Annotated in this window: 20 protein-coding genes and 1 tRNA gene; 6 read left to right on the top strand and 15 right to left on the bottom strand. The window is 63.5% G+C overall.

Features of this window, described 5'->3' with window-relative positions:
* The first annotated feature begins 158 nt into the window (after positions 1-158).
* The 4 genes from ACE3PP_RS05875 to ACE3PP_RS05860 all read left to right on the top strand — a co-directional run bounded on the left by ACE3PP_RS05875 (position 159) and on the right by ACE3PP_RS05860 (position 3,456).
* The gene (locus ACE3PP_RS05875) at positions 159-1,763 is read left to right on the top strand and encodes a 5-guanidino-2-oxopentanoate decarboxylase (RefSeq protein ID WP_374379080.1); all 1,605 of its coding nucleotides are present in this window, start codon (positions 159-161) and stop codon (positions 1,761-1,763) included.
* A 210-nt stretch (positions 1,764-1,973) separates the two neighbouring features.
* Entirely contained in the window at positions 1,974-2,246 is a 273-nt protein-coding gene (locus ACE3PP_RS05870; protein ID WP_374379077.1) for a hypothetical protein, read from the top strand.
* Between the two features lie 271 nt (positions 2,247-2,517).
* The gene (locus ACE3PP_RS05865; protein WP_374379074.1) at positions 2,518-3,042 is read left to right on the top strand and encodes a tetratricopeptide repeat protein; all 525 of its coding nucleotides are present in this window, start codon (positions 2,518-2,520) and stop codon (positions 3,040-3,042) included.
* Between the two features lie 63 nt (positions 3,043-3,105).
* A complete protein-coding gene (locus tag ACE3PP_RS05860; RefSeq protein WP_374379071.1) occupies positions 3,106-3,456 on the top strand; it encodes a cupin domain-containing protein in 351 nt (116 codons plus the stop codon).
* Between the two features lie 339 nt (positions 3,457-3,795).
* Here the strand turns inward: ACE3PP_RS05860 and ACE3PP_RS05855 are convergent, their stop codons facing one another.
* The 9 genes from ACE3PP_RS05855 to ACE3PP_RS05815 form a co-directional block, all read right to left on the bottom strand.
* The gene (locus ACE3PP_RS05855; RefSeq protein ID WP_374379069.1) at positions 3,796-4,368 is read right to left on the bottom strand and encodes a tetratricopeptide repeat protein; all 573 of its coding nucleotides are present in this window, start codon (positions 4,366-4,368) and stop codon (positions 3,796-3,798) included.
* Between the two features lie 8 nt (positions 4,369-4,376).
* Positions 4,377-5,651, bottom strand: coding sequence for an ArgE/DapE family deacylase (locus ACE3PP_RS05850; RefSeq protein WP_374379066.1), 1,275 nt, complete (start codon positions 5,649-5,651; stop codon positions 4,377-4,379).
* 23 nt (positions 5,652-5,674) lie between these two features.
* Positions 5,675-6,280: a 2-hydroxychromene-2-carboxylate isomerase gene (locus ACE3PP_RS05845; protein WP_374379064.1), complete on the bottom strand. Its 606-nt coding sequence runs from the start codon at positions 6,278-6,280 to the stop codon at positions 5,675-5,677.
* 5 nt (positions 6,281-6,285) lie between these two features.
* Positions 6,286-6,966: an SDR family oxidoreductase gene (locus ACE3PP_RS05840; RefSeq protein ID WP_374379062.1), complete on the bottom strand. Its 681-nt coding sequence runs from the start codon at positions 6,964-6,966 to the stop codon at positions 6,286-6,288.
* Positions 6,967-6,976: 10 nt separating this feature from the next.
* A complete protein-coding gene (locus tag ACE3PP_RS05835; protein WP_374379060.1) occupies positions 6,977-7,357 on the bottom strand; it encodes a RidA family protein in 381 nt (126 codons plus the stop codon).
* 19 nt (positions 7,358-7,376) lie between these two features.
* Positions 7,377-8,540 carry an isovaleryl-CoA dehydrogenase gene (locus ACE3PP_RS05830; RefSeq protein ID WP_374379057.1) on the bottom strand — a complete coding sequence of 388 codons (1,164 nt, stop codon included), beginning with the start codon at positions 8,538-8,540 and terminating at the stop codon, positions 7,377-7,379.
* 42 nt (positions 8,541-8,582) lie between these two features.
* Entirely contained in the window at positions 8,583-10,007 is a 1,425-nt protein-coding gene (mgtE, locus tag ACE3PP_RS05825; protein ID WP_374379054.1) for a magnesium transporter, read from the bottom strand.
* Complete coding sequence (locus ACE3PP_RS05820) at positions 9,994-12,321, bottom strand: NADP-dependent malic enzyme (protein ID WP_374379051.1); 2,328 nt, start codon at positions 12,319-12,321, stop codon at positions 9,994-9,996. The genes mgtE and ACE3PP_RS05820 overlap by 14 nt, the downstream gene beginning before the upstream one ends.
* 154 nt (positions 12,322-12,475) lie before the next feature.
* Positions 12,476-12,560: transfer RNA gene (locus ACE3PP_RS05815), tRNA-Leu, on the bottom strand.
* A 124-nt stretch (positions 12,561-12,684) separates the two neighbouring features.
* On the opposite strand from ACE3PP_RS05815, the gene lipB reads away from it, so the two are divergent.
* Positions 12,685-13,329 (top strand): lipoyl(octanoyl) transferase LipB, encoded by a 645-nt coding sequence (lipB, locus tag ACE3PP_RS05810; RefSeq protein ID WP_374379048.1) that lies wholly within the window; start codon positions 12,685-12,687, stop codon positions 13,327-13,329.
* 138 nt (positions 13,330-13,467) lie between these two features.
* Complete coding sequence (locus ACE3PP_RS05805; RefSeq protein WP_374379045.1) at positions 13,468-13,746, top strand: DUF6455 family protein; 279 nt, start codon at positions 13,468-13,470, stop codon at positions 13,744-13,746.
* On the opposite strand, the gene ACE3PP_RS05800 is transcribed toward ACE3PP_RS05805, so the two are convergent.
* The 6 genes from ACE3PP_RS05800 to ACE3PP_RS05775 form a co-directional block, all read right to left on the bottom strand.
* On the bottom strand, positions 13,743-14,519 hold the full coding sequence (locus ACE3PP_RS05800; RefSeq protein ID WP_374379042.1) for an SDR family oxidoreductase: 777 nt from the start codon (positions 14,517-14,519) through the stop codon (positions 13,743-13,745). The two genes, ACE3PP_RS05805 and ACE3PP_RS05800, sit on opposite strands and share 4 nt — an antisense overlap.
* Positions 14,520-14,541: 22 nt before the next feature.
* Entirely contained in the window at positions 14,542-14,826 is a 285-nt protein-coding gene (locus tag ACE3PP_RS05795; protein ID WP_374379039.1) for an acylphosphatase, read from the bottom strand.
* Entirely contained in the window at positions 14,826-16,811 is a 1,986-nt protein-coding gene (locus ACE3PP_RS05790; RefSeq protein WP_374379036.1) for an acetyl-CoA carboxylase biotin carboxylase subunit, read from the bottom strand. The genes ACE3PP_RS05795 and ACE3PP_RS05790 overlap by 1 nt, the downstream gene beginning before the upstream one ends.
* A gap of 25 nt (positions 16,812-16,836) precedes the next feature.
* Positions 16,837-18,369, bottom strand: a complete 1,533-nt coding sequence (locus ACE3PP_RS05785; RefSeq protein WP_374379034.1) for an acyl-CoA carboxylase subunit beta — start codon at positions 18,367-18,369, stop codon at positions 16,837-16,839.
* A 173-nt stretch (positions 18,370-18,542) separates the two neighbouring features.
* On the bottom strand, positions 18,543-19,256 hold the full coding sequence (locus ACE3PP_RS05780; protein ID WP_374379031.1) for an ATP12 family chaperone protein: 714 nt from the start codon (positions 19,254-19,256) through the stop codon (positions 18,543-18,545).
* A 2-nt stretch (positions 19,257-19,258) separates the two neighbouring features.
* Positions 19,259-21,331: an AsmA family protein gene (locus ACE3PP_RS05775; protein ID WP_374379028.1), complete on the bottom strand. Its 2,073-nt coding sequence runs from the start codon at positions 21,329-21,331 to the stop codon at positions 19,259-19,261.
* Positions 21,332-21,350: the final 19 nt, after the last annotated feature.

The following is a 21,350-nucleotide window of genomic DNA, read 5'->3' as shown; positions in this document are numbered from 1 at the left end:
GCCGAATGTTCTAGCGCCCGGCCTCTATTGCTGCACAGAGCTTTGATGGGCTAGAGTTCCGCCACTTTTGCAGGGCCCCATGAGTGTAATGCAGGGTCCGCCCAAAATTTGACCAGCCTAAGAAAATCAACCAAATCAAACTCGTCGCAGGGGAACACATGAACGCGCATTCGAAGGGCAACCAGATCGGCGGTCACGCAGCCGTCGCTTTGCTGGAAACCTATGGTGTCGACACCGTCTTCGGCATTCCGGGTGTCCATACGCTGGATCTTTATCGGGGCCTGGCCGATCGCAAGATGCGGCATATCGGTGTGCGTCACGAACAGGGCGCCGGTTTCATGGCCGACGGCTATGCGCGCGCATCTGGTCGGCCCGGCGTCGCCTGCCTTATCACCGGCCCCGGTTTGATGAACGCGGCGACACCTATCGGCCAGGCTTTTTCCGATTCCGTTCCCATGCTGGTCATCTGCAGCGTCAATGCGAGCGGCGATCTGGGCAAGGGTCGCGGTCGCCTGCATGAGATCACCGACCAGCGCGCGGCGATCGCGCCGCTGACCGGCTTTGCCCGCACGGTGAAGAATGCGGCCGAATTGCCCGGCGCCGTCGCCGACGCCTTCAAATTGTTCGAGACGGGGCGACCGCGCCCGGTGGTGCTCGAATTCCCGCTGGACATGCTGGCAGCGGGCGCCGATGTCGCCCATGCCAAACGCGAGAAAGCGTCGCGCCCCGTGGCGAAGGCGGAGGACATCAAGGCAGCGGCTGCCTTGCTCGACGGTGCCAAGGCGCCGCTGCTCATCGTCGGCGGCGGCACGGTCGATTGCGCGGCCGAGGTGAAGGAATTTGTCGAGAAGTCGGGCATCCTCTGCGTCACGACGACGGCGGGGAAAGGCGTCCTTCCCGACAGCCATCCGCAATCGCTGGGGTCGACCCTGCTCCTCCCCACCACGCAGAAGATGCTGGCCGATGCCGACGTGATCCTGGCGGTCGGCACGGAAATGGCCGAGACGGATTCCTGGGTCGACCTGCTGACCATCAACGGCAAACTGATCCGCATCGATCTCGACGCCGCCACGATGGCCCGGGACTATACGCCGGCCGTCGGCCTGCTGGCGGATGCCGGCCCGACGCTCGCCGCCCTCACGGCCGCCATCAAGGGTGGACGGAAGCCGGACCTCGCCACCGCCGACGCCCACCGCCGCGCGGTGCGCAAGGACCTGTCACCGCTGCAGCAGAAGCATGTGAAGGTGCTGGACGCCATGCGGGCGGCCCTGCCGGCGGACGCCATCGTCGTCACCGACATGACGCAGATCGCCTATACCGCCAATTTCACCTTTCCCTGCGAACTGCCCCGCTGCTGGTTCCACCCCTGCGGGTTCGGGACCCTGGGCTATGCCGTGCCGGCGGCGATCGGTGCCAAGATCGCCTGCCCCGACCGCCCGGTCATCGCGGTCGCCGGCGATGGCGGCTTCATGTTCACGGTCCAGGATCTGGGCACGGCGGTCGAGCAATCGCTGCCGATCCCCATCATCGTCTGGAACAATGACGCGTTCGGGCAGATCGCCAAGGACATGATCGCGCTCGACATCCCCGAGCTGGGGGTGAAGCCCAAGAATCCCGACTATCAGGCGCTGGCCCGCGCCTTCCACGCCCGCGCCGTGCGGCCGGGGAGCCTTGCCGAGATGCAGGAGGCGATCAAGGCCGCCTTCAAGGCGGACGGGCCGACGCTCATCGAGATCCATGAGGGGTCGGATTTCCTGAAATGACGGTTGCGGGGGCCCTGGCCTAGGCGCCCGGCAAATCTTGCCGCCGCACCCGGCCCTGGCGGCACGTTAAGTACTTGTTATGACTCAGTCTCTTTAATCCACACCACGCCTCGACGGTTTTTCGGCCGGGACCCCCAAGATGCTGTCATGAACCCGTCATGGCACGGGGTTTGCTGGTATCCGGCCGATCTACCGTTCAAGGAGATGGCTATGGAGATCGCAGTGGCTCAGACCAAGGGGACGTCTTCGCCCCCCGTCACCGACGAAGAACAGCGCAAGCTGTGCTTCGACATGTTCAATGATTTCTGGGAAGACGCCTTCAACAAGGGCGTTCCGTTCGACACGATCGGGACCATGTCGATCTCGGCCGCGCTGTTTGCCCTGGTGGCGAAGCACGGCAAGGAGACGACGGCCGAATTCGTGCGCGACCTGGTTGCCAGCATCGAAACCGACGAATTCACCCGCCAGCGCAAGGCGAACTGACCTTCCGCCGGCCCTTTGCGGCCGGCTGGCGGCCATTCGCCCCACCTGTCACGGCATCATTCGTGGGTTGAACAGGCGAGCCTTCCGGCTTGGCCTGCGGTGATCGGTATTGCCAAATCGCCAGAGAGCCAGCCCGGCAGCGCCTGCTTGCCGTGATCGGCTTCGCGAGATCGGCTTTGGCTGTGACCCCGGTCACGCAATACTGGGTTTGGCACCGGGGGCGCTTGGCCACAGGTTGCGCCGCGCGCCAAGATCGGCAATTCTCCGCCCCATGTCCTGGAACCGATTCACCGCCCCCATGCTCGCGGCCGCGATCAGCGCCGCCACGCTCTTTCTCGCCCCCACTTTCGCTTCTGCCTCGCCGGAAGATCTCCAGCAGGTCATGAAGATGGAGCTCGAGGGCGACAAGGTCGGCGCCTATCTGAAGCTGAAGGAACTGGCGCCGCAGGGAGACCCGATCGCGCAATACAAGCTCGCCGGCTATTACCAATATGGCTGGGCGAGCCCCGCCAATTTCGGGCTGGCGCGACAATGGTACGGCCGTGCCGCCAAACAGGGCTCCCCCGACGCCATGCTGGGCCTCGCCATCATGGATGCGATGGGCCAGGGCGGGCCGGTCAACAAGAAATCCGCCTTCGTCTGGCTGACCATCGCGTCGCAGCAATTGAAGGACCCGAAGGAAATCAAGAACGTCAACGGCCTCAGGGACAAGTACAAGGCAGAGATGTCGAGCGCCGATCTCAACGCGGCACTCGCCGAAGCGATGGCCTTCCAGCCCGTCCTGGAACATCCCTGATACCGGAGCCTTCCTGATTCCAGCCGACTTCAATCGATTCAATCGCACCCAGGAGTACCCAAGATGATCAAGCGCCTTGCCAACACCGCCGGCCTTCCCTCGGCGGCCCTCGAAGATTGGGGCAAGGTCGCGGAACCGCTCGGTGAACCGGTCGCGCAATTGCGCGGCGTCTCGCCGACCGAGAAGGGCAAAGAACCTGATTTCGGCATCTGGGAATGCTCGCCCGGGAAATGGAACCGCCAGATCCGCAAGGCGGAATTCGCTCACTTCATCAGCGGCCGCGCCACCTTCCATGCCAAGAATGGCCAGGTGATCGAGATCAACGCCGGCGACGCGCTCTATTTCCCCGCCGAAAGCCTCGGCGTATGGGAGATCCACGAGACGGTGCGCAAGACCTACATCCTGCTGCCGTAAGGCAGGACGTATTCCTTCGATTGTCATGGTCCGCGCAGGCGGACCATCCACGAGTTTGCGGGCGGCTGACGAAAGCAACTCGTGGATCCTCCGCCGCAGCCAACCAATGTCGGCATTCGCCGACGTCGGGAGGATGACAATGAATCATCTAGTCACGTCACCTCTTCTCCACCCCGCACCAATCGGCCATGAAGAGGGCGATGCCTTGCGTGATCTTCTTCAAGGATGAGAGCGAGACGCGTTCGTCGAAGCCGTAAATGTCTTCCGAGAGCGGGCCATAGACGAGGGCCGGCGTGTCGGCGTAATGCGGGATTCATGTGCTCCAATCCCAGCACGGGACTATTTGCATTTCTTTTGGATGATGCCGCTCAGGCTTGCTTGCTTGTCATTCTGACCAAAGCGCGCTCTGTGTGCCTCCCCCAAGGACCTGGCAAGGTCGCAGCCACCGCTTTGCGCAAAAACAGCAACTGCCCCCAAATATGCAGCTTGATTATTTGGATCAAGCGAGATTGCCCGGACATAATCTACGCCTGCGATAGCGTAGCTGGCTGACGCCAGGGCATCGTCAAGGGCATTGTTCTTCTGCTGCGCTTCTAGTGCGAGGGCAGCTTCAGAATTCGCAAGCATGAAATATGCTTCAGCGTTGTCCGCATCCTGTTTGACAACCTCGTCGAAGTATATCTTTGCGGCGCTTGGATTGTCTTTTGACAAGTTTGCGGCGCCAGCTGCCATCAATGTGCCGACGCGTTGCACATCTCCCATCTGCTGCCGATCCATTAACGACATGCATTCATCCAGCGTCAGCGCTCCGCATGGTCCAGAATCTGCCTTAGTCGTACGCGCCGGCACCTGAGAGGCACAGGCTGTCAGCATGAACACCAGCACCTGCGCCAGAAGAGACTTTAGCAGCATTCCCGCCCTCACCTCTTCTCGACACCGCACCAATCGGCCATGAAGAGGGCGATGCCCTGCGTGATCTTCTTCAAGGATGAGAGCGAGACGCGTTCGTCGAAACCGTGAATGTCTTCCGAGAGCGGGCCATAGACGAGAGCCGGCGTGTCGGCATAGAGGCCGAAGAATCGCGCATCGGTCGTGGCCGTCGTTGCGATCTTGGGGAGCTCCGCATTGAAGGCCAAGCGGTGTGCGCCTTCGAGGCAGGCGATGGCGGCATCGCCGTTCTTCAGCACATAGGGTTCGGCCTGGAAGCCGTGATAGACCACCTGCGGCGGGTTGTTGGCGAGGTAGGAATGGCCGGCGGCCGCAGCGCGCACCGTATCCTCGACTTCCTGCCGCACGCGGGCAAGTTCCATCCCCGGAAAGAACGAGATGCGCATGTCGAAGGTGCACCAGGCGGGGACGCTTGAGGTCCAATCGCCGCCTTCGATCTTGGAGACGACGAAATTGATCGGGTGCTTGTGCTCGCCCCAGATTTCGTGGCGGTCTTTGTTCCAGCGCTCCTCCAGCGTGTGCAGCGCCTGGATGATAGGATAGGCGGCTTCGATGGCGTTGGAGCCGGTGCCGGCGTAAGCCACATGCACGGGTTTCCCCCGGAGCTTTACCTGGAACCACATGACGCCGAGCTGCGCCTTCAGCACCGCATCGCCCATCGGTTCCGGGATGATCGCCGCCTCGGCCCGGTAGCCGCGCTGCAGGCAAGCAAGTGCACCATTGCCGGTGCATTCCTCCTCGACGACCGATTGCAGATGGACGGGGGCGGCGGGGCGCAGACCCAGCCGGTCGAGCGCATCGAAGGCGGCGAGGCAGGCATAGAGGCCGGCCTTCATGTCGCCCGAGCCGCGGCCATAAAGCCAATCACCTTCGACATGCGGCTGGAACGGCGGGCGCGACCAGAGATCGTGCGGCCCCGTGGGCACCACATCGATATGGCCGTTGAGGATGAGCGAGCGGCCCTTCGCCTCGCGCGGGCGGTGCGTCCCCACCACGTTGAAGGCATTGTCATAGGAGATGGCGACCGGCGAGAAGCCCGGCAGATGCTCGATATCGGCGACGTTGATCTTCCAGTGATCGACCGCGAGGTTGCGCGCACGATAGCGTTCGGCCATGAAATCCTGCGCCGTTGCCTCCTGGCCGCGCAGAGACGGAAGTGCGGTCAAGGCCGCCGTTTCCGTCACCTGGGCATCGAAGCCGGCATTGACGGCGCCGATGATGTCGGCAGCGAGCGATTGGTCGAGCATGGTCTTTTCCTGTCCTGTGATTTCTACCAGCCGCCGGTGGCGAGCCAGTCCTTGAGGTCGGGGATGCGGTCATTGCCCCAGAACATCTCGCCGTCGACGACGAAGAAGGGGGAACCGAAAATGTTGCGGGCGATGGCGCCGTCGGTCTCGTCCTTGAGGCGCTGCTTCACGCCTCCGTCCTCGATGCCGGCGGCGACGGCGGCAGGGTCGAGACCGGCTTTCTCGGCGACATCCAGCACGCTCTCGCGGGTGCTGATATTGATGCCCTGGGCAAAGGCCGCATCGAACAAGGCGAGGGCCAGTTTCTTGGCGTCCTGGGGTGCTTGCGCTTCCAGCGCATAGAAGGCGCGGGCAGCGGCGATCGTCGCCATCGGGAAATCCGCAGGAAAGCAGAAGGGCAGCTTGAGGCGCCGGGCCGTGCGGAGGAGATCGTGCTTGTGATAGGGGCCGCGCAAGGGCTGGCTCACCAGCGGCGTCTGCCCGGTCGCCTTGAAGACGGCACCCAGCAGAATGGGGCGCCAAAGAACTTTGCGCCCGAAGGCTTCACCCACTTCCTCGATCCGGTGCGCGGCGAGATAGCCGTAGGGCGAGGAAAAGTCGAAGAAGAATTCGATGGGTCCGGCGGTCATGATTGTCACCAGGGGATCGTGTCGCCATTGTAATTGAAGAAGCCGCCGGACTTCGCGGCATCGAGCCCACCAATTACTTGAATGATCCCGGCGGCACTGTCCTGGACCGCGAGCGGCGCACTCTTGCCGCCCATGTCGGTCTTCACCCAGCCGGGGCTGATCGCCGCGGTGAGGATGCCCTTGGCCGACAGATCGTTGCCCAGATTCTTCATCACCATATTGAGCGCCGCCTTGGAGCTTCTGTAGGCATAGGAGCCGCCGTTGGCGCCGCTGGCGATCGAACCCATGCCGGAAGTGATGGCGACCATCTTCTTCTGCTTCGATTTCTTGACCAGCGGCCAGAAGCTCTCGGCCATCAGCAGCGGGCCCAGCGCATTGACCTGCATGACGGCGAGGAACTCCTTCGTCTCCGCCTTGCCGAAGCCGACGCGGCGCCCGAGGATGCCGGCATTGTTGAGAAGCACGTCGATGCCGCGCCATTTCAGCGCCGCAGTGAGCTTGGCGATCGAAGCAGGCTTGGCGACGTCGAGCGTCTTCACCTCGACCTTGCCCGTGAGCGCCTTGAGATCGCCCGCCTCCTTCGGCTTGCGGCAGCAGGCGATGACATCCCAGCCGGCGGCGGCATATTGCCGGGCCAGTTCCAGGCCGATCCCGCGATTGGCACCAGTGATGAGAACGGTCGCCATGGCTGCCCCCTTACTGGCGCTTGGCGGTGACTTCGATCTCGATCTTCATCTTCGCATCCACGAGGCCGCAGATGATGGCGGTCGAGGCCGGGCGCACGTCGCCGAAATACTGGCCGAAGACGGGGGCCACCTTCTCCCAATCGGCCGGGTTGACGATGATGTAGCGGGCCCGCACCACGTCCTTGAGGCTGGACCCCGCCTGCTTCAGCGCCGCGTCTATATTGCGGAAGGTCTGGTGGGTCTGCTCGACCACGTCCTCGGAGATGCTCATCTTGGCATAGTCGAAGCCGGTGGTGCCGGAAACGAAGATCCAGTCGCCATCAACCACGGCGCGGGAATAGCCGGCGACCTTTTCGAAGGCGGAACCGGAAGAAATCAATTGGCGGGGCATTTCACTTTCCTTGCTTCTGTCAGGCGGTTTCTTCGAACAATTCACGGCCGATCAGCATGCGGCGGATCTCCGACGTACCGGCGCCGATCTCATAGAGCTTGGCGTCGCGCAGCAGGCGGCCGGCCGGATAATCGTTGATATAGCCGTTGCCGCCAAGGGACTGAATCGCGTCGAGCGCCAGCTTCGTCGCCTTTTCTGCCGAAAAGAGGATGGCACCGGCCGCATCCTTGCGCGAGGTCCGACCCTTGTCGCAGGCCTTCGCCACCGCATAGACATAGGCGCGGGCGGCGTTCATCTCGGTATACATGTCGGCGATCTTGGCCTGCATCAGCTGGAAGGTGCCGATGGCTTGTCCGAACTGCCGGCGTGTGTGGACGTAGGGGATAACGAGGTCGAGGGCCGCCTGCATGATGCCGAGCGGCCCGCCGGAAAGCACCGCGCGCTCGTAATCGAGGCCGCTCATGAGGACGCGGACGCCGCCGTTGAGCGTGCCCAGCAGCCGTTCCTCGGGCAGGAAACAATCGGCGAAGACCAACTCGCCCGTGTTGGAACCGCGCATGCCCAACTTGTCGAGCTTCCGGGCACAGGAGAAGCCCTTGTCGCCCTTCTCGACGATGAAGGCACTGATGCCGCGGGGGCCAGCCGCGATATCGGTCTTGGCGTAGACGATGAGCGTGTCGGCATCCGGCCCATTGGTGATCCACATCTTGGCACCGTTGAGCACGAAGCCGCCCGGAACGGCATCGGCCTTGAGCCGCATCGAGACGACATCCGAACCGGCTTCGGGCTCGCTCATGGCGAGGGCGCCCACCTTGCTGCCGTCGATGAGGCCGGGCAGGTACTTCTGCTTCTGCGCGGCGTTGCCGTTGCGCCGAATCTGGTTGACGCAGAGATTGCTGTGGGCGCCATAGGAAAGGCCCACGGAGGCCGAGGCCCGGCTGATCTCCTCCATCGCGATGACATGCTCGAGATAGCCCATGCCGGCGCCGCCATATTCAGGCTCGACCGTGATGCCGAGAAGGCCCATCGCGCCGAACTTGCGCCAGAGGTCGGCCGGGAAATCATTGTCGCGGTCGATCGCATCGGCGCGCGGCGCAATCTCCGCGGCGGCGAAGGCCGCCACACTTTCCCGCAAAGCGTCCGCCGTTTCGCCGAGATCGAAATCGAGAGTCGCGAAAGTCATGACACCACCTCGCTCTGACGTGGGCGGCATCCTGCCACCCAATCAGGTCAGGAACAAGGTGGCGAGGCCAAGGAACGCGAAGAAGCCGAGGCAGTCGGTGGTGGTGGTGAGGAACGGCCCTGCCCCTGTTGCCGGATCGAGGCCGATCCGGTCCATGACGAGGGGGATGACGGTGCCGGCAAATCCCGCCCAGACCATGTTGAAGATCATGGCGCCGCCCAGCACGAAACCCAAACCGACATGACCAAACCAATAGCCGCCGACGGCGCCGAGGATGATGGCGAAGACCACGGCATTCATGAGGCCCACCGCCAATTCCTTGGAGATGAGGCGCATGATGTTGGAATTGGGCGTGATGTCGCGGGTCGCCAGCGCCCGCACCGTCACCGTGATGACCTGCACGCCAGCATTGCCGCCCATCGCCGCCGTGATCGGCATGAGGACGGCCAAGGCCGGATAGTGACCGATCGTCCCTTCGAAGCGCGAGATGACGAAGCTGGCGATGAGCGTGTTGATGAGCGTTACCACCAGCCAGCGCACGCGCAAGAAAGCGGTCTTGTAAGCGGGGGCATGGAAATCGGTATCCGACACGCCGACGATGTTGAGGAGGTCTTCTTCCGCCTCCTCATCGATGACGCGGACCACGTCATCGACTGTGATGACACCGATGAGGCGTCCGTCGCCATCCACCACGGGTGCCGAGACGCGGGCATATTGGCGGAAAATATAGGCGACCGCTTCCTGATCGGTGTCGGCGGGGACGAGATGCAGCTCCTCGTCCATGATGTCGGTCATCTTGGTGTCGCGTTCCGACCGGATGGCGCGCGACAGCGGCACGGAACCCACCGGCTTCTGGCTGCCGTCGACGATATAGAGATCGTAGAAATCGTCCGGCAGATCCTCAGATTTGCGCAGGTAATCGATCGTTTCGCCGACATTCCACTGATCGCTGATGGCGACCAGTTCGCGCTGCATCAGGCGGCCTGCGCTGTCTTCCGGGAAGGTGAGGCCCTGCTCGATATAGACGCGCTCCTCGGCCGGCAGGCTGTCGAGCACCTGCTGCTGCGTGTCGGCATCGAGATCTTCGAGAAGGTCGACGGCGTCGTCGGTGTCGAGCTCGGTGACGACTTCGGCGAGTTCCGCCGGTGCCATCTGCTCGACCACTTCCTCGCGCAGCGCCTCGTCGAGGTGCGAGATGGTCTCGGCCTCGAGCGCATGGCGGGTGATGTCGAGGAAGAGTTTGCGCTGCTCGGGTTCGAGATGTTCGATGAGATCGGCGACATCGGCCGGGTGCAGCGGCTCGATGAGCGATTCGACAACGGGAATATCACCGGCGCTCAAGGCCGCGTTGATATTCTCCAGCAATTCTTCGGACGGGCCGTAAAGCTCTTCCTCGTCGACCGTCTCGACGATGGTCGGCCGGTCTTCCTCTTCCGGGGCTGGCTTCTTCTCCTCAGGGCCGGCCATGACTTGCCGCCTCGCGGGACTTCTTGTCCTGGGCCTCGACGGCGGCGACGGCGCTCATGTTGATGAGGCCGCGCACGGAAATGCTTTGCGACACGATATGGGCGGGGAGATTGGTCCCGAGCAGGATCGGCCCGATCGAGAGCCCCTCGCCCAACAACCGCAGCAGGTTGAGCGTGATGTTGGCGGCATCGAGATTGGGCATGACCAGGAGATTGGCGCGGCCCTTGAGGCGCGACGACGGAAAGAGGCGCTCGCGGATCGCTTCGGAGACGGCGGAATCGCCCTTCATCTCGCCTTCGACCTCCAATTCCGGGTCACGCTGCAGGATGAGGCCGAGCGCCCGGCGCATCTTGCGCGCGGATTCGGAATCGGAACTGCCGAAATTGGAATGCGAGAGGAGCGCCGCCTTGGGCGCGATGCCGAAGCGGCGCAGCCAGGCCGCCGACATGACGGCACTTTCCGCCACTTCCTCATCGGTCGGATTGTGCGTCACCTCGGTATCGGTGATGAAGAAGGTGCCGGAGGTGAGCAGCACGGCGGTCAGGGTCGAATAGGCTTTGACGCCGGCCTTGCGGCCGATCACTTCGTTGACGTACCCCAGATGGCGCTCGAACCGGCCGACCGTGCCGCAGATGAGCGCGTCGGCTTCACCCCGGCGCACCATCAGCGAGGCGATGAGCGTGTTGCGCGTGCGCACCAGCGTGCGCGCGGAATCCGGGGTGACGCCGCGCCGTTCGGTCAGCGACAGATAGAAGTTCCAATAATCGTTATAGCGGGGATCGCCTTCCGGATCGCAGAGTTCGAAATCGCGGCCCTCCGTGAGGCGCAGGCCGATCTTCTCGATGCGCCGCTCGACCACGGCACGGCGGCCGACCAGGATGGGATAGGCCAAGCGCTCATCGACCACCGATTGCACGGCCCGCAACACGCGTTCTTCTTCGCCTTCGGCATAGACCAGGCGGCGCTTGTCGGCACGCGCCCGCTCGAAGACCGGCTTCATGACGAGGCCTGAGCGGAACACGAACTGCTCGAGCCCGGCGCGATAGGCATCCCAATCCGTGATCGGGCGGGTGGCGACACCGCTGTCCATCGCCGCGCGCGCCACGGCCGGCGCCAGTTCGACGATGAGGCGCGGATCGAATGGCTTCGGGATCAGGAATTCCGGACCGAACTGCATCTCAAGCCCGCCATAGGCCGAGGCCACGATATCGCTGCTTTCGGCGCGGGCGAGCTTGGCGATCGCATAGACACAGGCGACCTTCATCGCCTCGTTAATCTGGGTCGCCCCCACATCGAGCGCGCCGCGGAAGATGAAGGGGAAACAGAGGACGTTGTTGACCTGGTTGGGATAGTCGGACCGGCCCGTGGCGATGACCGCTTCCGGCCGCACGGCTTTTACTTCCTCGGGCAGAATTTCCGGCGTCGGGTTGGCGAGCGCGAAGATGATGGGCCGTTCGCCCATCTCGGCCACCATTTCCGGCTTCAGCACGCGCGGGGCGGAGAGACCCAGGAAGACGTCGGCGCCTTTGATCGCGTCGGCCAGCGTCCGCGCATCGGTCTTGCGCGCATACCTGGCCTTGCGCGGGTCCATGAGTTCGGTGCGGCCCGCATAGGCGACACCGACGATATCGGTCACGGTGATGTTGGCGGGCGACAGGCCCAGCGCCACCAGGAGATCGAGGCAGGCCAAGGCCGCAGCACCGGCGCCTGACGTCACCAGCTTCACATCGCCGATCTTCTTGCCGACAACTTCAAGTGCGTTGATGAGGGCGGCTGCGACGACGATGGCCGTGCCATGCTGGTCGTCATGCATGACCGGGATCTTCATCCGCTCCTTGAGCTTGCCTTCGACCTCGAAACATTCGGGCGCCTTGATGTCTTCAAGGTTGATGCCGCCGAAGGTCGGTTCGAGAGCCGCGATGATGTTGACCAGCTTCTCGGGATCGGTCTCGTTGATCTCGATATCGAAGACGTCGATATCGGCGAATTTCTTGAAGAGGACGGCCTTCCCCTCCATCACGGGCTTCGCGGCCAGGGGACCGATGGCGCCGAGGCCCAGCACGGCGGTACCGTTCGTCACGACCGCAATGAGATTGCCGCGGCTGGTATAGTCGGCGGCGAGGCCCGGCTCGGCGGCGATCGCTTCGGAAGCGGCGGCGACACCCGGCGAATAAGCGAGTGCCAGGTCGCGCTGGTTGGCGAGCGGCTTGGTGGCGGCAATGGCGATCTTACCGGGCTTGGGGTTCCGGTGATAATCGAGGGCCCCTGCTCTGATGCTGTCGTCCGCCGCCATGCCCGCCCTCAAAAATGCCATTCAGCGCGCCCGTTTGGGCCGCCATTCGTTAATGGGCGAGGATTATAGCCAAGGGCTATCGCGATGCCACCCAAAGAGGATGGAAATCCCGCTTTTTTGAGTTTCGATTCAGGAAGATAGCGGCGCGAGGCAGAAGCCTCGGCCAGAAACATGATGGTGCGGTCGAGAAGACTCGAACTTCCACGGGTTGCCCCACAGCGACCTCAACGCTGCGCGTCTACCAATTCCGCCACGACCGCACTAATCATGGGGCGAAGGATCACGAGAACCCTTGCCAGACAGCGCGGCGGGGAATAGCAAATCGGCACGCAGTGATCAAGCAAACAAAAAACCCAAAGATTCAAAGGGCTTGCCGTGGAGAATTTGGCAAAAGTCGCGTGGCGGATCAGTGATTTGCCCGTTCCCTACCCGGAAGCGGTCGAATTCATGGAAAAACGCGCCGCAGAGATTCGCGCCGGAACGGCGCCGGAGACGATCTGGCTGGTCGAACATCCGCCCCTTTACACCGCCGGCACCAGTGCCAAGGCGGGCGATCTCCTCAGCCCCGACCGATTTCCGGTCTTCGAGAGCGGTCGCGGCGGCCAGTTCACCTATCACGGCCCGGGGCAGCGCGTCGTCTATGTGATGCTCAACGTCAAAGAGCGCGGCGCCGATGTCCGCCGCTTCGTCCATGACCTTGAGGAATGGGTCATTCGCACGCTCGCCCGCTTCAACGTGACGGCGGAACGGCGCGAGGGGCGCGTCGGCCTCTGGGTCGCCGACGGGAAGCGCGAGGACAAGATCGCTGCCATCGGCATCCGTCTCAGGCACTGGGTGAGCTTTCACGGCATCAGCATCAATGTCGATCCGGACCTCGACCATTTCAGCGGCATCGTCCCTTGCGGCATCAGCGACAGTGCCGTGACCCCCTTCGGCGTCACCTCGCTCGCGAAGCTCGGACAGATGGTGACGATGCCGGAGGTCGACATGGCGCTCAAGGCAGCGTTTGCGGAAGTGTTTGGGGACTAAAAGTCGGCCGAATCGGCGCGGCGCTTCGTCGCGGCGCCTTTGCGCCGCATCGGCAGCGGGTGGGACCAGGCGCACACTTTGCGACCCCTGTTCAAAGGGACCCCGATCAATGAGGGGAGGCAATGGTGGAGGCGCAAAATGGAAACCCGAAAAATCCCATCCGGGCGCATATCGTCGGGCGGTTCGCTCGGCGCCTTGCTGGTGCTGCTTGACCTCACCCCGGAGACGGTCGCCGCGAAATGCGGGGCGGAGCGGCTGCGCGGGGCGATGGGCAATTGCCTTGGCTGCCGCACGCACGGCGCCTGTGCCAGCTGGATGGCCGGCGCGCGCAGCAGCGAAGACGCCTGGCACAGCTTCTGCCCCAACACCATGACCCTGGTCGAAAGCCTGCGGCGGCGGAAGAAAAAGCGCCCCTAGATCCCGCAGCGGCTCGACCCGCCATCGACCCGGAAGAAGCCGCCGGTCGTGTAGGAGGATTGCCGCGCGCAGAGGAAAGCGACCATCGCGCCGAATTCCGCCGGTTCGCCATAGCGGCCGAGCGGGATGCCGCTGGCACCTTCCGCCTGGATCTCGCTGAGGGCCTTGCCGCTGCGCTTGGCGGCGGCGGCATCGAGCGAATGGGTGCGTTCGGTCGCAAACGACCCCGGCGCCACCGTATTCACCGTGACGCCCTGCGCCGCCACTTCGTCGCTGAGCGATTTCAGATAGCCCTGCAGGCCGGCGCGAAGCGCATTGGAATAGACGAGGCCCGGGATCGGTTCCTGCACGCTGGTGGAGGCGATGGAGACGATGCGGCCCCAGCGGCGCGCCGCCATGCCTTTGACGAGATGCGCGGCAAGCTCGATCTGATTGAGGAACATCGCCTCGAATTGCTGCGACCAGACGGACCGGTCGACGGTGCCGGCCTTGATGGGCGGTGGCGGCGGTGAATTGAGGACGAGGATGTCGTAACCGAGTTGATCGCCGAGAATGGAGGCAAGATCGCCCGCCCGGGTAAGATCGGCGACGAGGGACGTGGCGACCCCGCCCGCCCCGGCAATTTCGGCGACCCTTTCCTGGAGCTTCGCAGCATTCCTGGCCAACAGGGTGACACTGACGCCTTCCGCAGCAAGCGCCGCCGCCGAGGCTGCTCCCAGCCCTTGGCTTGCTCCCAGGACAAGCGCGCGTTTGCCAGCAATTCCCAGATCCATTTCCCGCCCTCCGACGCTGATTTCAAGCGTCGGATGTTTGCGCGAATCCCTGCGGCACGTCCCCTGCGAATTCCTCGACCACCACATTCGCGACACGCGCGGCTTTGGGTCCCTGGCTGCAGGCCGCGATCATGTCGATGACCAAGTCTTCAGGACCGGCAAAGAGTGCCTCGACCGACCCGTCGAGCCGATTGCGCACCCAGCCATTGAGGCCGCGCGCCGCCGCCTGCTCGACCGTCCAGGCCCGGTACCAGACACCCTGGACCGTGCCGGTGATGCGGCACAGCTTGGCCGTTGCCTCGGCCATCAGGCGAACTCCACGATCACCTGATCGACGGCGAGGCTGTCGCCCGCCTTGGCGGCGATCTTGGCGACCGTGCCGTCGCGCTCAGCCTTGAGGATGTTCATCATCTTCATGGCTTCGACCACGCACAGTTCTTCGCCGGCCTTCACTTCCTGGCCTTCCTTCACGGCGAGCGAGACCAGGAGGCCCGGCATCGGCGAGAGGAGGAACTTCGACATGTCGGGCGGCTGCTTGACCAGCATATGCTTGTCGAGCTCGGCCGCGCGCGGCGTCAGCACCAGGATATTGGCCTGGGCGCCGGCATAGGTCAGGCGATAGCCGACGCCGACCCGGTCGATCTGCACCGTGATGCTGCGACCGTCGATGCGGCCGCGCCACAGCACGTCGCCGAGCTTCCAGTCGCTGACCAGCTCATGGCTCTTTTTGTCGGCGATCACGGCAAAACCCGCCGCCGTCTCGGCCACCGTCGCCTCGTGCTTTTCCGACCCCAGCTTCACAATCCACTTGCCGGCAACGGCGCTGCCATTGGCCTGGAAATGGGGCGCGCGTTCATGAGCGCGCAGCTCATAGCGATGATGGATGATGGCCGCGACGGCCACCAGATCGGACCGCGCCTCGGCCTTCAGCTCGACACCGTGGAACCCGTCGGGGAATTCCTCGGCAATGAAGCCGGTGGTGAGGCGCCCGGCTGCAAAGCGCTCATGCGCCATGAGCGCCGAGAGGAACGGCATGTTGTGGTTGAGGCCGCGGATATAGAAGGCATCCAGCGCCTCGCGCATCGCCTGGGTGGCCGCCTTGCGGTCGGCGCCATAACCGACCAGCTTGGCGATCATCGGATCGTAGAACATGCTGATCTCGGCGCCTTCATAGACGCCGGAATCGACACGGACCGAACTGCCGTTCACCGGCTCGCGGTAGCGCACCAGACGACCGGTCGACGGCAGGAAGTTGCGCAAGGGATCTTCGGCATAGACGCGGGCTTCGATCGCCCAGCCCTTGAGCTTCACGTCGGCCTGCTTGAAACCAAGCTTCTCGCCGGCGGCAACACGGATCATCTGTTCGACCAGATCGAGGCCCGTCACCATTTCCGTGACCGGATGTTCGACCTGCAGGCGCGTGTTCATCTCAAGGAAATAGAAATTGCGCTTGCCGTCGACGATGAACTCGACCGTGCCGGCCGATTTGTATTTGACGGCCTTCGCCAAAGCCACCGCCTGTTCGCCCATGGCGGCGCGGGTCTTTTCGTCGAGGAAGGGCGACGGTGCCTCTTCGATCACCTTCTGGTGGCGGCGCTGGATCGAACATTCGCGCTCGCCGAGGTACAGGCAGTTGCCGTGGCCGTCCGCCAGGACCTGGATTTCGATATGGCGCGGCTCTTCGATGAACTTCTCGATGAAGATTCGGTCGTCGCCAAAACTTGCCTTGGCTTCCGCTGTCGCCGAGCGGAAACCGTCTTTCGTCTCGGCGTCGTTATAGGCGACCCGCATGCCCTTGCCGCCACCGCCGGCGGAGGCCTTCACCATCACCGGATAGCCGATTTCGCGCGCGATCTTCACCGCATGGTCGGCATCCTTGATGACGTCGAGGAAGCCCGGCACCATGTTGACGCCGGCTTCCTTGGCGAGCTTCTTCGACTCGATCTTGTCGCCCATCGCGTGGATGGCGTGGGGGTCTGGGCCGATGAAGGCAATCTTTGCCTTCTTCAGCGCCTCGGCGAACTTCATGTTCTCCGACAGGAAGCCATAACCGGGATGGACCGCCTCGGCGCCGGTCGCCTTGCAGGCGTCGACGATTTTTTCGATGACGAGGTAGCTGTCGCGCGCGGCCGCCGGGCCGATCGCCACAGCCTCATCCGCCATGCGCACATGGAGGGCGTCGGCATCGGCCTCGGAATAGACGGCCACGGTCTTGATGCCCATGAGCTTGGCGGTCTTGATGACGCGGCAGGCGATCTCACCGCGATTGGCAATCAGGATTTTCTTGAACATGCGTCTCTTCTCCCGCCCCGACTTATCAAAGCGGGATGTTGTCGTGCTTCTTCCAGGGATTCTCGATCTTCTTGTCCCTGAGCATGGCAAGCGAGCGGCAGATCCGCTTGCGCGTCGAATGCGGCATGATGACGTCGTCGATAAAGCCGCGCGCACCCGCGACGAAGGGCGTCGCGAATTTCTGCCGGTATTCCTCGGTCCGCTCCGCGATCTTGGCCGCGTCGCCGATATCGGCGCGGAAGATGATCTCGACGGCGCCCTTGGGGCCCATCACGGCGATTTCCGCCGTCGGCCAGGCGAAGTTGACGTCACCCCTGAGATGCTTCGAGCTCATGACGTCATAGGCGCCGCCATAGGCCTTCCTTGTGATGACCGTGACCTTCGGCACTGTCGCCTCGCCATAGGCGAAGAGCAGCTTGGCGCCGTGCTTGATGATGGCGCCGTGCTCCTGCGTGGTGCCGGGCAGGAAGCCCGGAACGTCGACGAAGGTGACGATGGGAATGTCGAAGCAATCGCAGAAGCGCACGAAGCGCGCCGCCTTGCGGCTGGAATCGATGTCGAGGCAGCCGGCCAGCACCATCGGCTGGTTGGCGACGATGCCCACCGTCTCGCCACCCATACGGGCAAAGCCCGTCAGGATGTTGCGCGCATAATTGGGCTGCAGTTCGAAGAAGTCGCCCTCATCCACCACTTTGGTGATGAGTTCCTTCATGTCATAGGGCTTGTTCGGATTGGACGGGATCAGCGTGTCGAGCGACATCTCGTCCCGGTCGATCGGGTCGGGAGACGGACGCTGCGGCGCCTTCGAACGGTTCGAAGCCGGCAGCATGTCGACGAAGCGGCGTACTTCAAGCAGCGCCTCCACATCGTTCTCGAAGGCCAAATCGGCAACGCCCGATTTCTGGCTGTGCGTCAGGGCGCCGCCCAGCTGTTCGAAAGTCACGGTCTCATGCGTCACGGTCTTCACCACGTCGGGACCGGTGACGAACATGTAGGAACTGTCCTTCACCATGAAGATGAAATCGGTCATGGCCGGCGAATAGACGGCACCGCCGGCGCAGGGGCCCATGATGACGCTGATCTGCGGCACGACGCCCGAGGCCATGATGTTGCGCTGGAACACTTCGGCATAACCGGCGAGCGAGGCCACACCTTCCTGGATGCGGGCGCCGCCGGAATCGTTGATGCCGATGACGGGGGCGCCGACGCGCATCGCCTGCTCCATCACCTTGCAGATCTTCTCGGCATGGGCTTCGGAGAGCGAGCCGCCGAAGACGGTGAAATCCTGGCTGAAGACGAAGACGAGGCGGCCGTTGATGGTGCCGTAGCCGGTGACGACGCCGTCACCGGGGACGCGCTGCGAGCCCATGCCGAAATCGTGGCAGCGATGCTCGACGAACATGTCCCATTCCTCGAAGGAATCCGGGTCGAGCAGCAATTCGATGCGTTCGCGCGCCGTGAGGCGCCCTTTGGAATGCTGCGCCTCGACGCGCTTCTTGCCGCCACCGGCACGCGCGGCCGCGCGCTTTTCCTCGAGCTGTTTCAGGATGTCCTGCATCGGCTCTTTCCCCTGATCTCAATGGGTCCCGAACGAAAGCGATCGCCCCACGTTTTTTCCGCAGGTGCGAAAAGCGCAGTCTGGATAGCACGAAGCTTTACCGAACCCAAGCCAGAAGCGGCTGCCTTTTGACGGGAAAAGCGCCGCCTTGGCGCCGCTCATCCTGACTAAGCCTAATCCTGACTAAGGAGGTCAAGCAGTCGGCGGGCGGCGACCAGATCGGCCAGCTGGCCGAGGCGCCGCTCCACCGCGTCGCTATCCTCGCCCCAGCGCTCGGCCTGGTGTAACTCGTCGATCTGGGCGGCATGGGCTGCCTGTTCCGGCGTGATTTCACCTTCCGCCAGGGCGAGGCCGATCACCAGCGAGCCGGAGGCATGCACCGCCGTCGCCAAGGCCGCCACGGCAAAGTCCTGATGCCCTTCCACCACCTTTGTAAGCGCTTCCATCGTTGCTGGCGGCTGCGCCACATGGACGATGCCGCTGGTCGTCAGCAGCGTAACGTCGTAGCGCCGGCGCAGCCAATCGAGCAGCGGGTCCCAAGCCTGCGCCTCCTTCTCAACCAGCGCGTCCGGCTCGTCGGCCCGGTAGCAGACCAGATCGGTCGCCGCATAGCCCACCAGTTCGGCGATGATTTTCGCCCGCTCATTCGCGACACGGTCGATTGCGGTCGATGCCAGTTGCATGAGCGGCATGCTGGCGGGCTTCACTTGGTCGGCCTGCGCATCCCATTCGGCGGCGATGGCCTGGGCGAGAGCGCGGCCGGGCAGTTCAAACGCATTCTTGGCAGGCGAGCGCAGCACCTTGCCATCCAGGGCGACGCACCAGCCGGCAGCGCCTTTTTCCGTATCGACCGACTTATAGAACCGGCGTGGCGCCGCACCCTGCATGATCAATTCCCAAAGAGATTGTTGATTCCGTCGCCGATCGATTCGAGCGCCTTGCCCGTTTCCTTCCCCAGCTTCTTGGCGCCGTCGCCGACACCTTCGATGACTTGGCCGGCACCCTCGCCCACACCTTCCAGCACCTGACCGGAGCCCTCGATGATCTTCTGGCCCGGTGTCGCCGACTTTTCCGCCTTCACGCCGGCATCGAGCGCCGAACGGCACGGATTGGGACCAAGGTCCTTCGACTCGCCCAACCCCGTGACAGCGGCCAGCGCACCGAAGGTCGCGAAATTCGCGGCCCTTGTCGCAAACCCCGCCGTATTCTCGACGGTGCCCACAGCGTCCGGCGTGACGCTGGGTTTGGAAAGCGGCCCCGTTACATTCATCGGCACGGCGAGGTTGGCGAGGTTGACCTGCTTCGACTGCGTGTCGAGATGCAGGTCGAGCCGCTCGTTCCTGAGATCGATATTGCCCTGGCCCAGAACCGTGGCGCCGGGCGTGTCGAGAACCAGGCCCTTCGACTGGGCGATGCCGCTCTTGATATCGAAGCGCGTCACCAGGCAATTGACCTGCGACGCATCGCCGCTGCCACCCACCGAGATGACGCTGAAGAGGTTGGCAAAGAACAGCTTCACGAAGCTGTTCTCCAGCCGCCCGCTACCGGTCTCGAACATCACATTACCGTCGGCGCCGGCCATGAGGCTGCGCAGCGAGCTGGCCGGTCCGGCAATCTCGACCTCGAGATTGGCTTTCTTGGCCTGCAGCACGCCGGCAAGGCCCATCGTCTCAAGAAGCGGCACCGCCGCCACTTCGTCGGCGCGGATGCGTGCCACCAGCGGCGGCGGCACCTGCAGCGTGTCGAGCGTGCCGCCGGCCGAGAAGCGGCCATCGACCAGATTGCCGGTGACGTTGGTGAGCGTCAGCTTGCCGTCGCGCAGGTGCAGCTCGATGCTGGCATTCTTCAACGGATAAGGACCGTGGGCGAATTCCTGCGCGGTCCAGGTGACATCGGCATCGAGCATGTCGAGTTGCGGCACATCCCAGGGTTCGGCCGAAAAAGCGCGGCCATCCTTGGGTCCCTTGTCGGGGCCTGAGAGAACCGGTTCCAGCCCGAAATCCTTGCTGTTGAGATGCGTTGACGCCAAGCGCAGGCCGATCAAGGGCCGCTTCTCGCCGAGGCTGTATTCAAGGTCGCCCGCAAAATCGCTGTCACCGACGCGGCCGCTGGCCGTGGCGAGCTTGTACTGCCCCTTCTCGCCGGTAAGGTGCCCGGCCAGGCGATAAGGCCCCTTGCCCGGCAGCTTGAAATCGCCAAACGCCACTTCCGTGTCGGAAGCGAGCGACAGGTCGACATCGATCCCCTCGAACTGCGCCGGGTCGGCGATCTGTCCATCGACACTGAAGCCGACCGCGCCCACGGAACCTTTGAGATTGAGCGGAAACGGCCCTTGCGAGAATTGCCTCAGCGCGCCAATCTCGCCATCGGCACTCAACGTCTCACCGCCCATCGCGGCCTTCAAAGCCAGCTGGATCGGTGCACCGGGAGCCGCCGTCTTGGCGTTCAAACTGTCGATATCGACCTCGCGGCCGACACCGCTCTCGCCGTCGCGATAACGGATCTTCAGGCGCTCGATCTGCACCTCGCCGACATGCGGCAATGGCGCGGAACTGCCTTGCCCGCCGGCGGCACCCATGACCCAATTGCCGACGCCATCCTTGTTGGTCTCCAGCAGCACATCCGCATCGCTCAGCGTGATGCGGTTGATGATGATCTCGTTGGAAATGAGCGGCAGCAATTCGATTTCGGCGCTGAGGCGGTCGAATTTCAGCATGGTGGGCTCGCTGCCCCAATCGGCATTGCGGAACGTCACCTGGCTCACGGTCAGCACGGGTTTCAGCGAAATGCCGAGTTCAACATTGCCGGCCAAGACCAGGTCGCGCCCGGTCGCAGCCTTCACCTGCTGGGCGATCAGATCCTTGTAGGCATTGAAGTCGGTCGATTTGACGATGGCGACGAGCGTTGCGGCCAGCGCCACCACCAGCATCACCAGACCGGCCAGGATCGTCTTCAACCGCATGGAATCGTTCCTTCCGCTT

Source organism: Dongia sp., from assembly GCF_041910485.1.
Lineage (GTDB): Bacteria > Pseudomonadota > Alphaproteobacteria > Dongiales > Dongiaceae > Dongia.
Note: the sequence above shows the minus strand (reverse complement) of the source record. Positions and strands in the feature narration are given on the sequence as shown.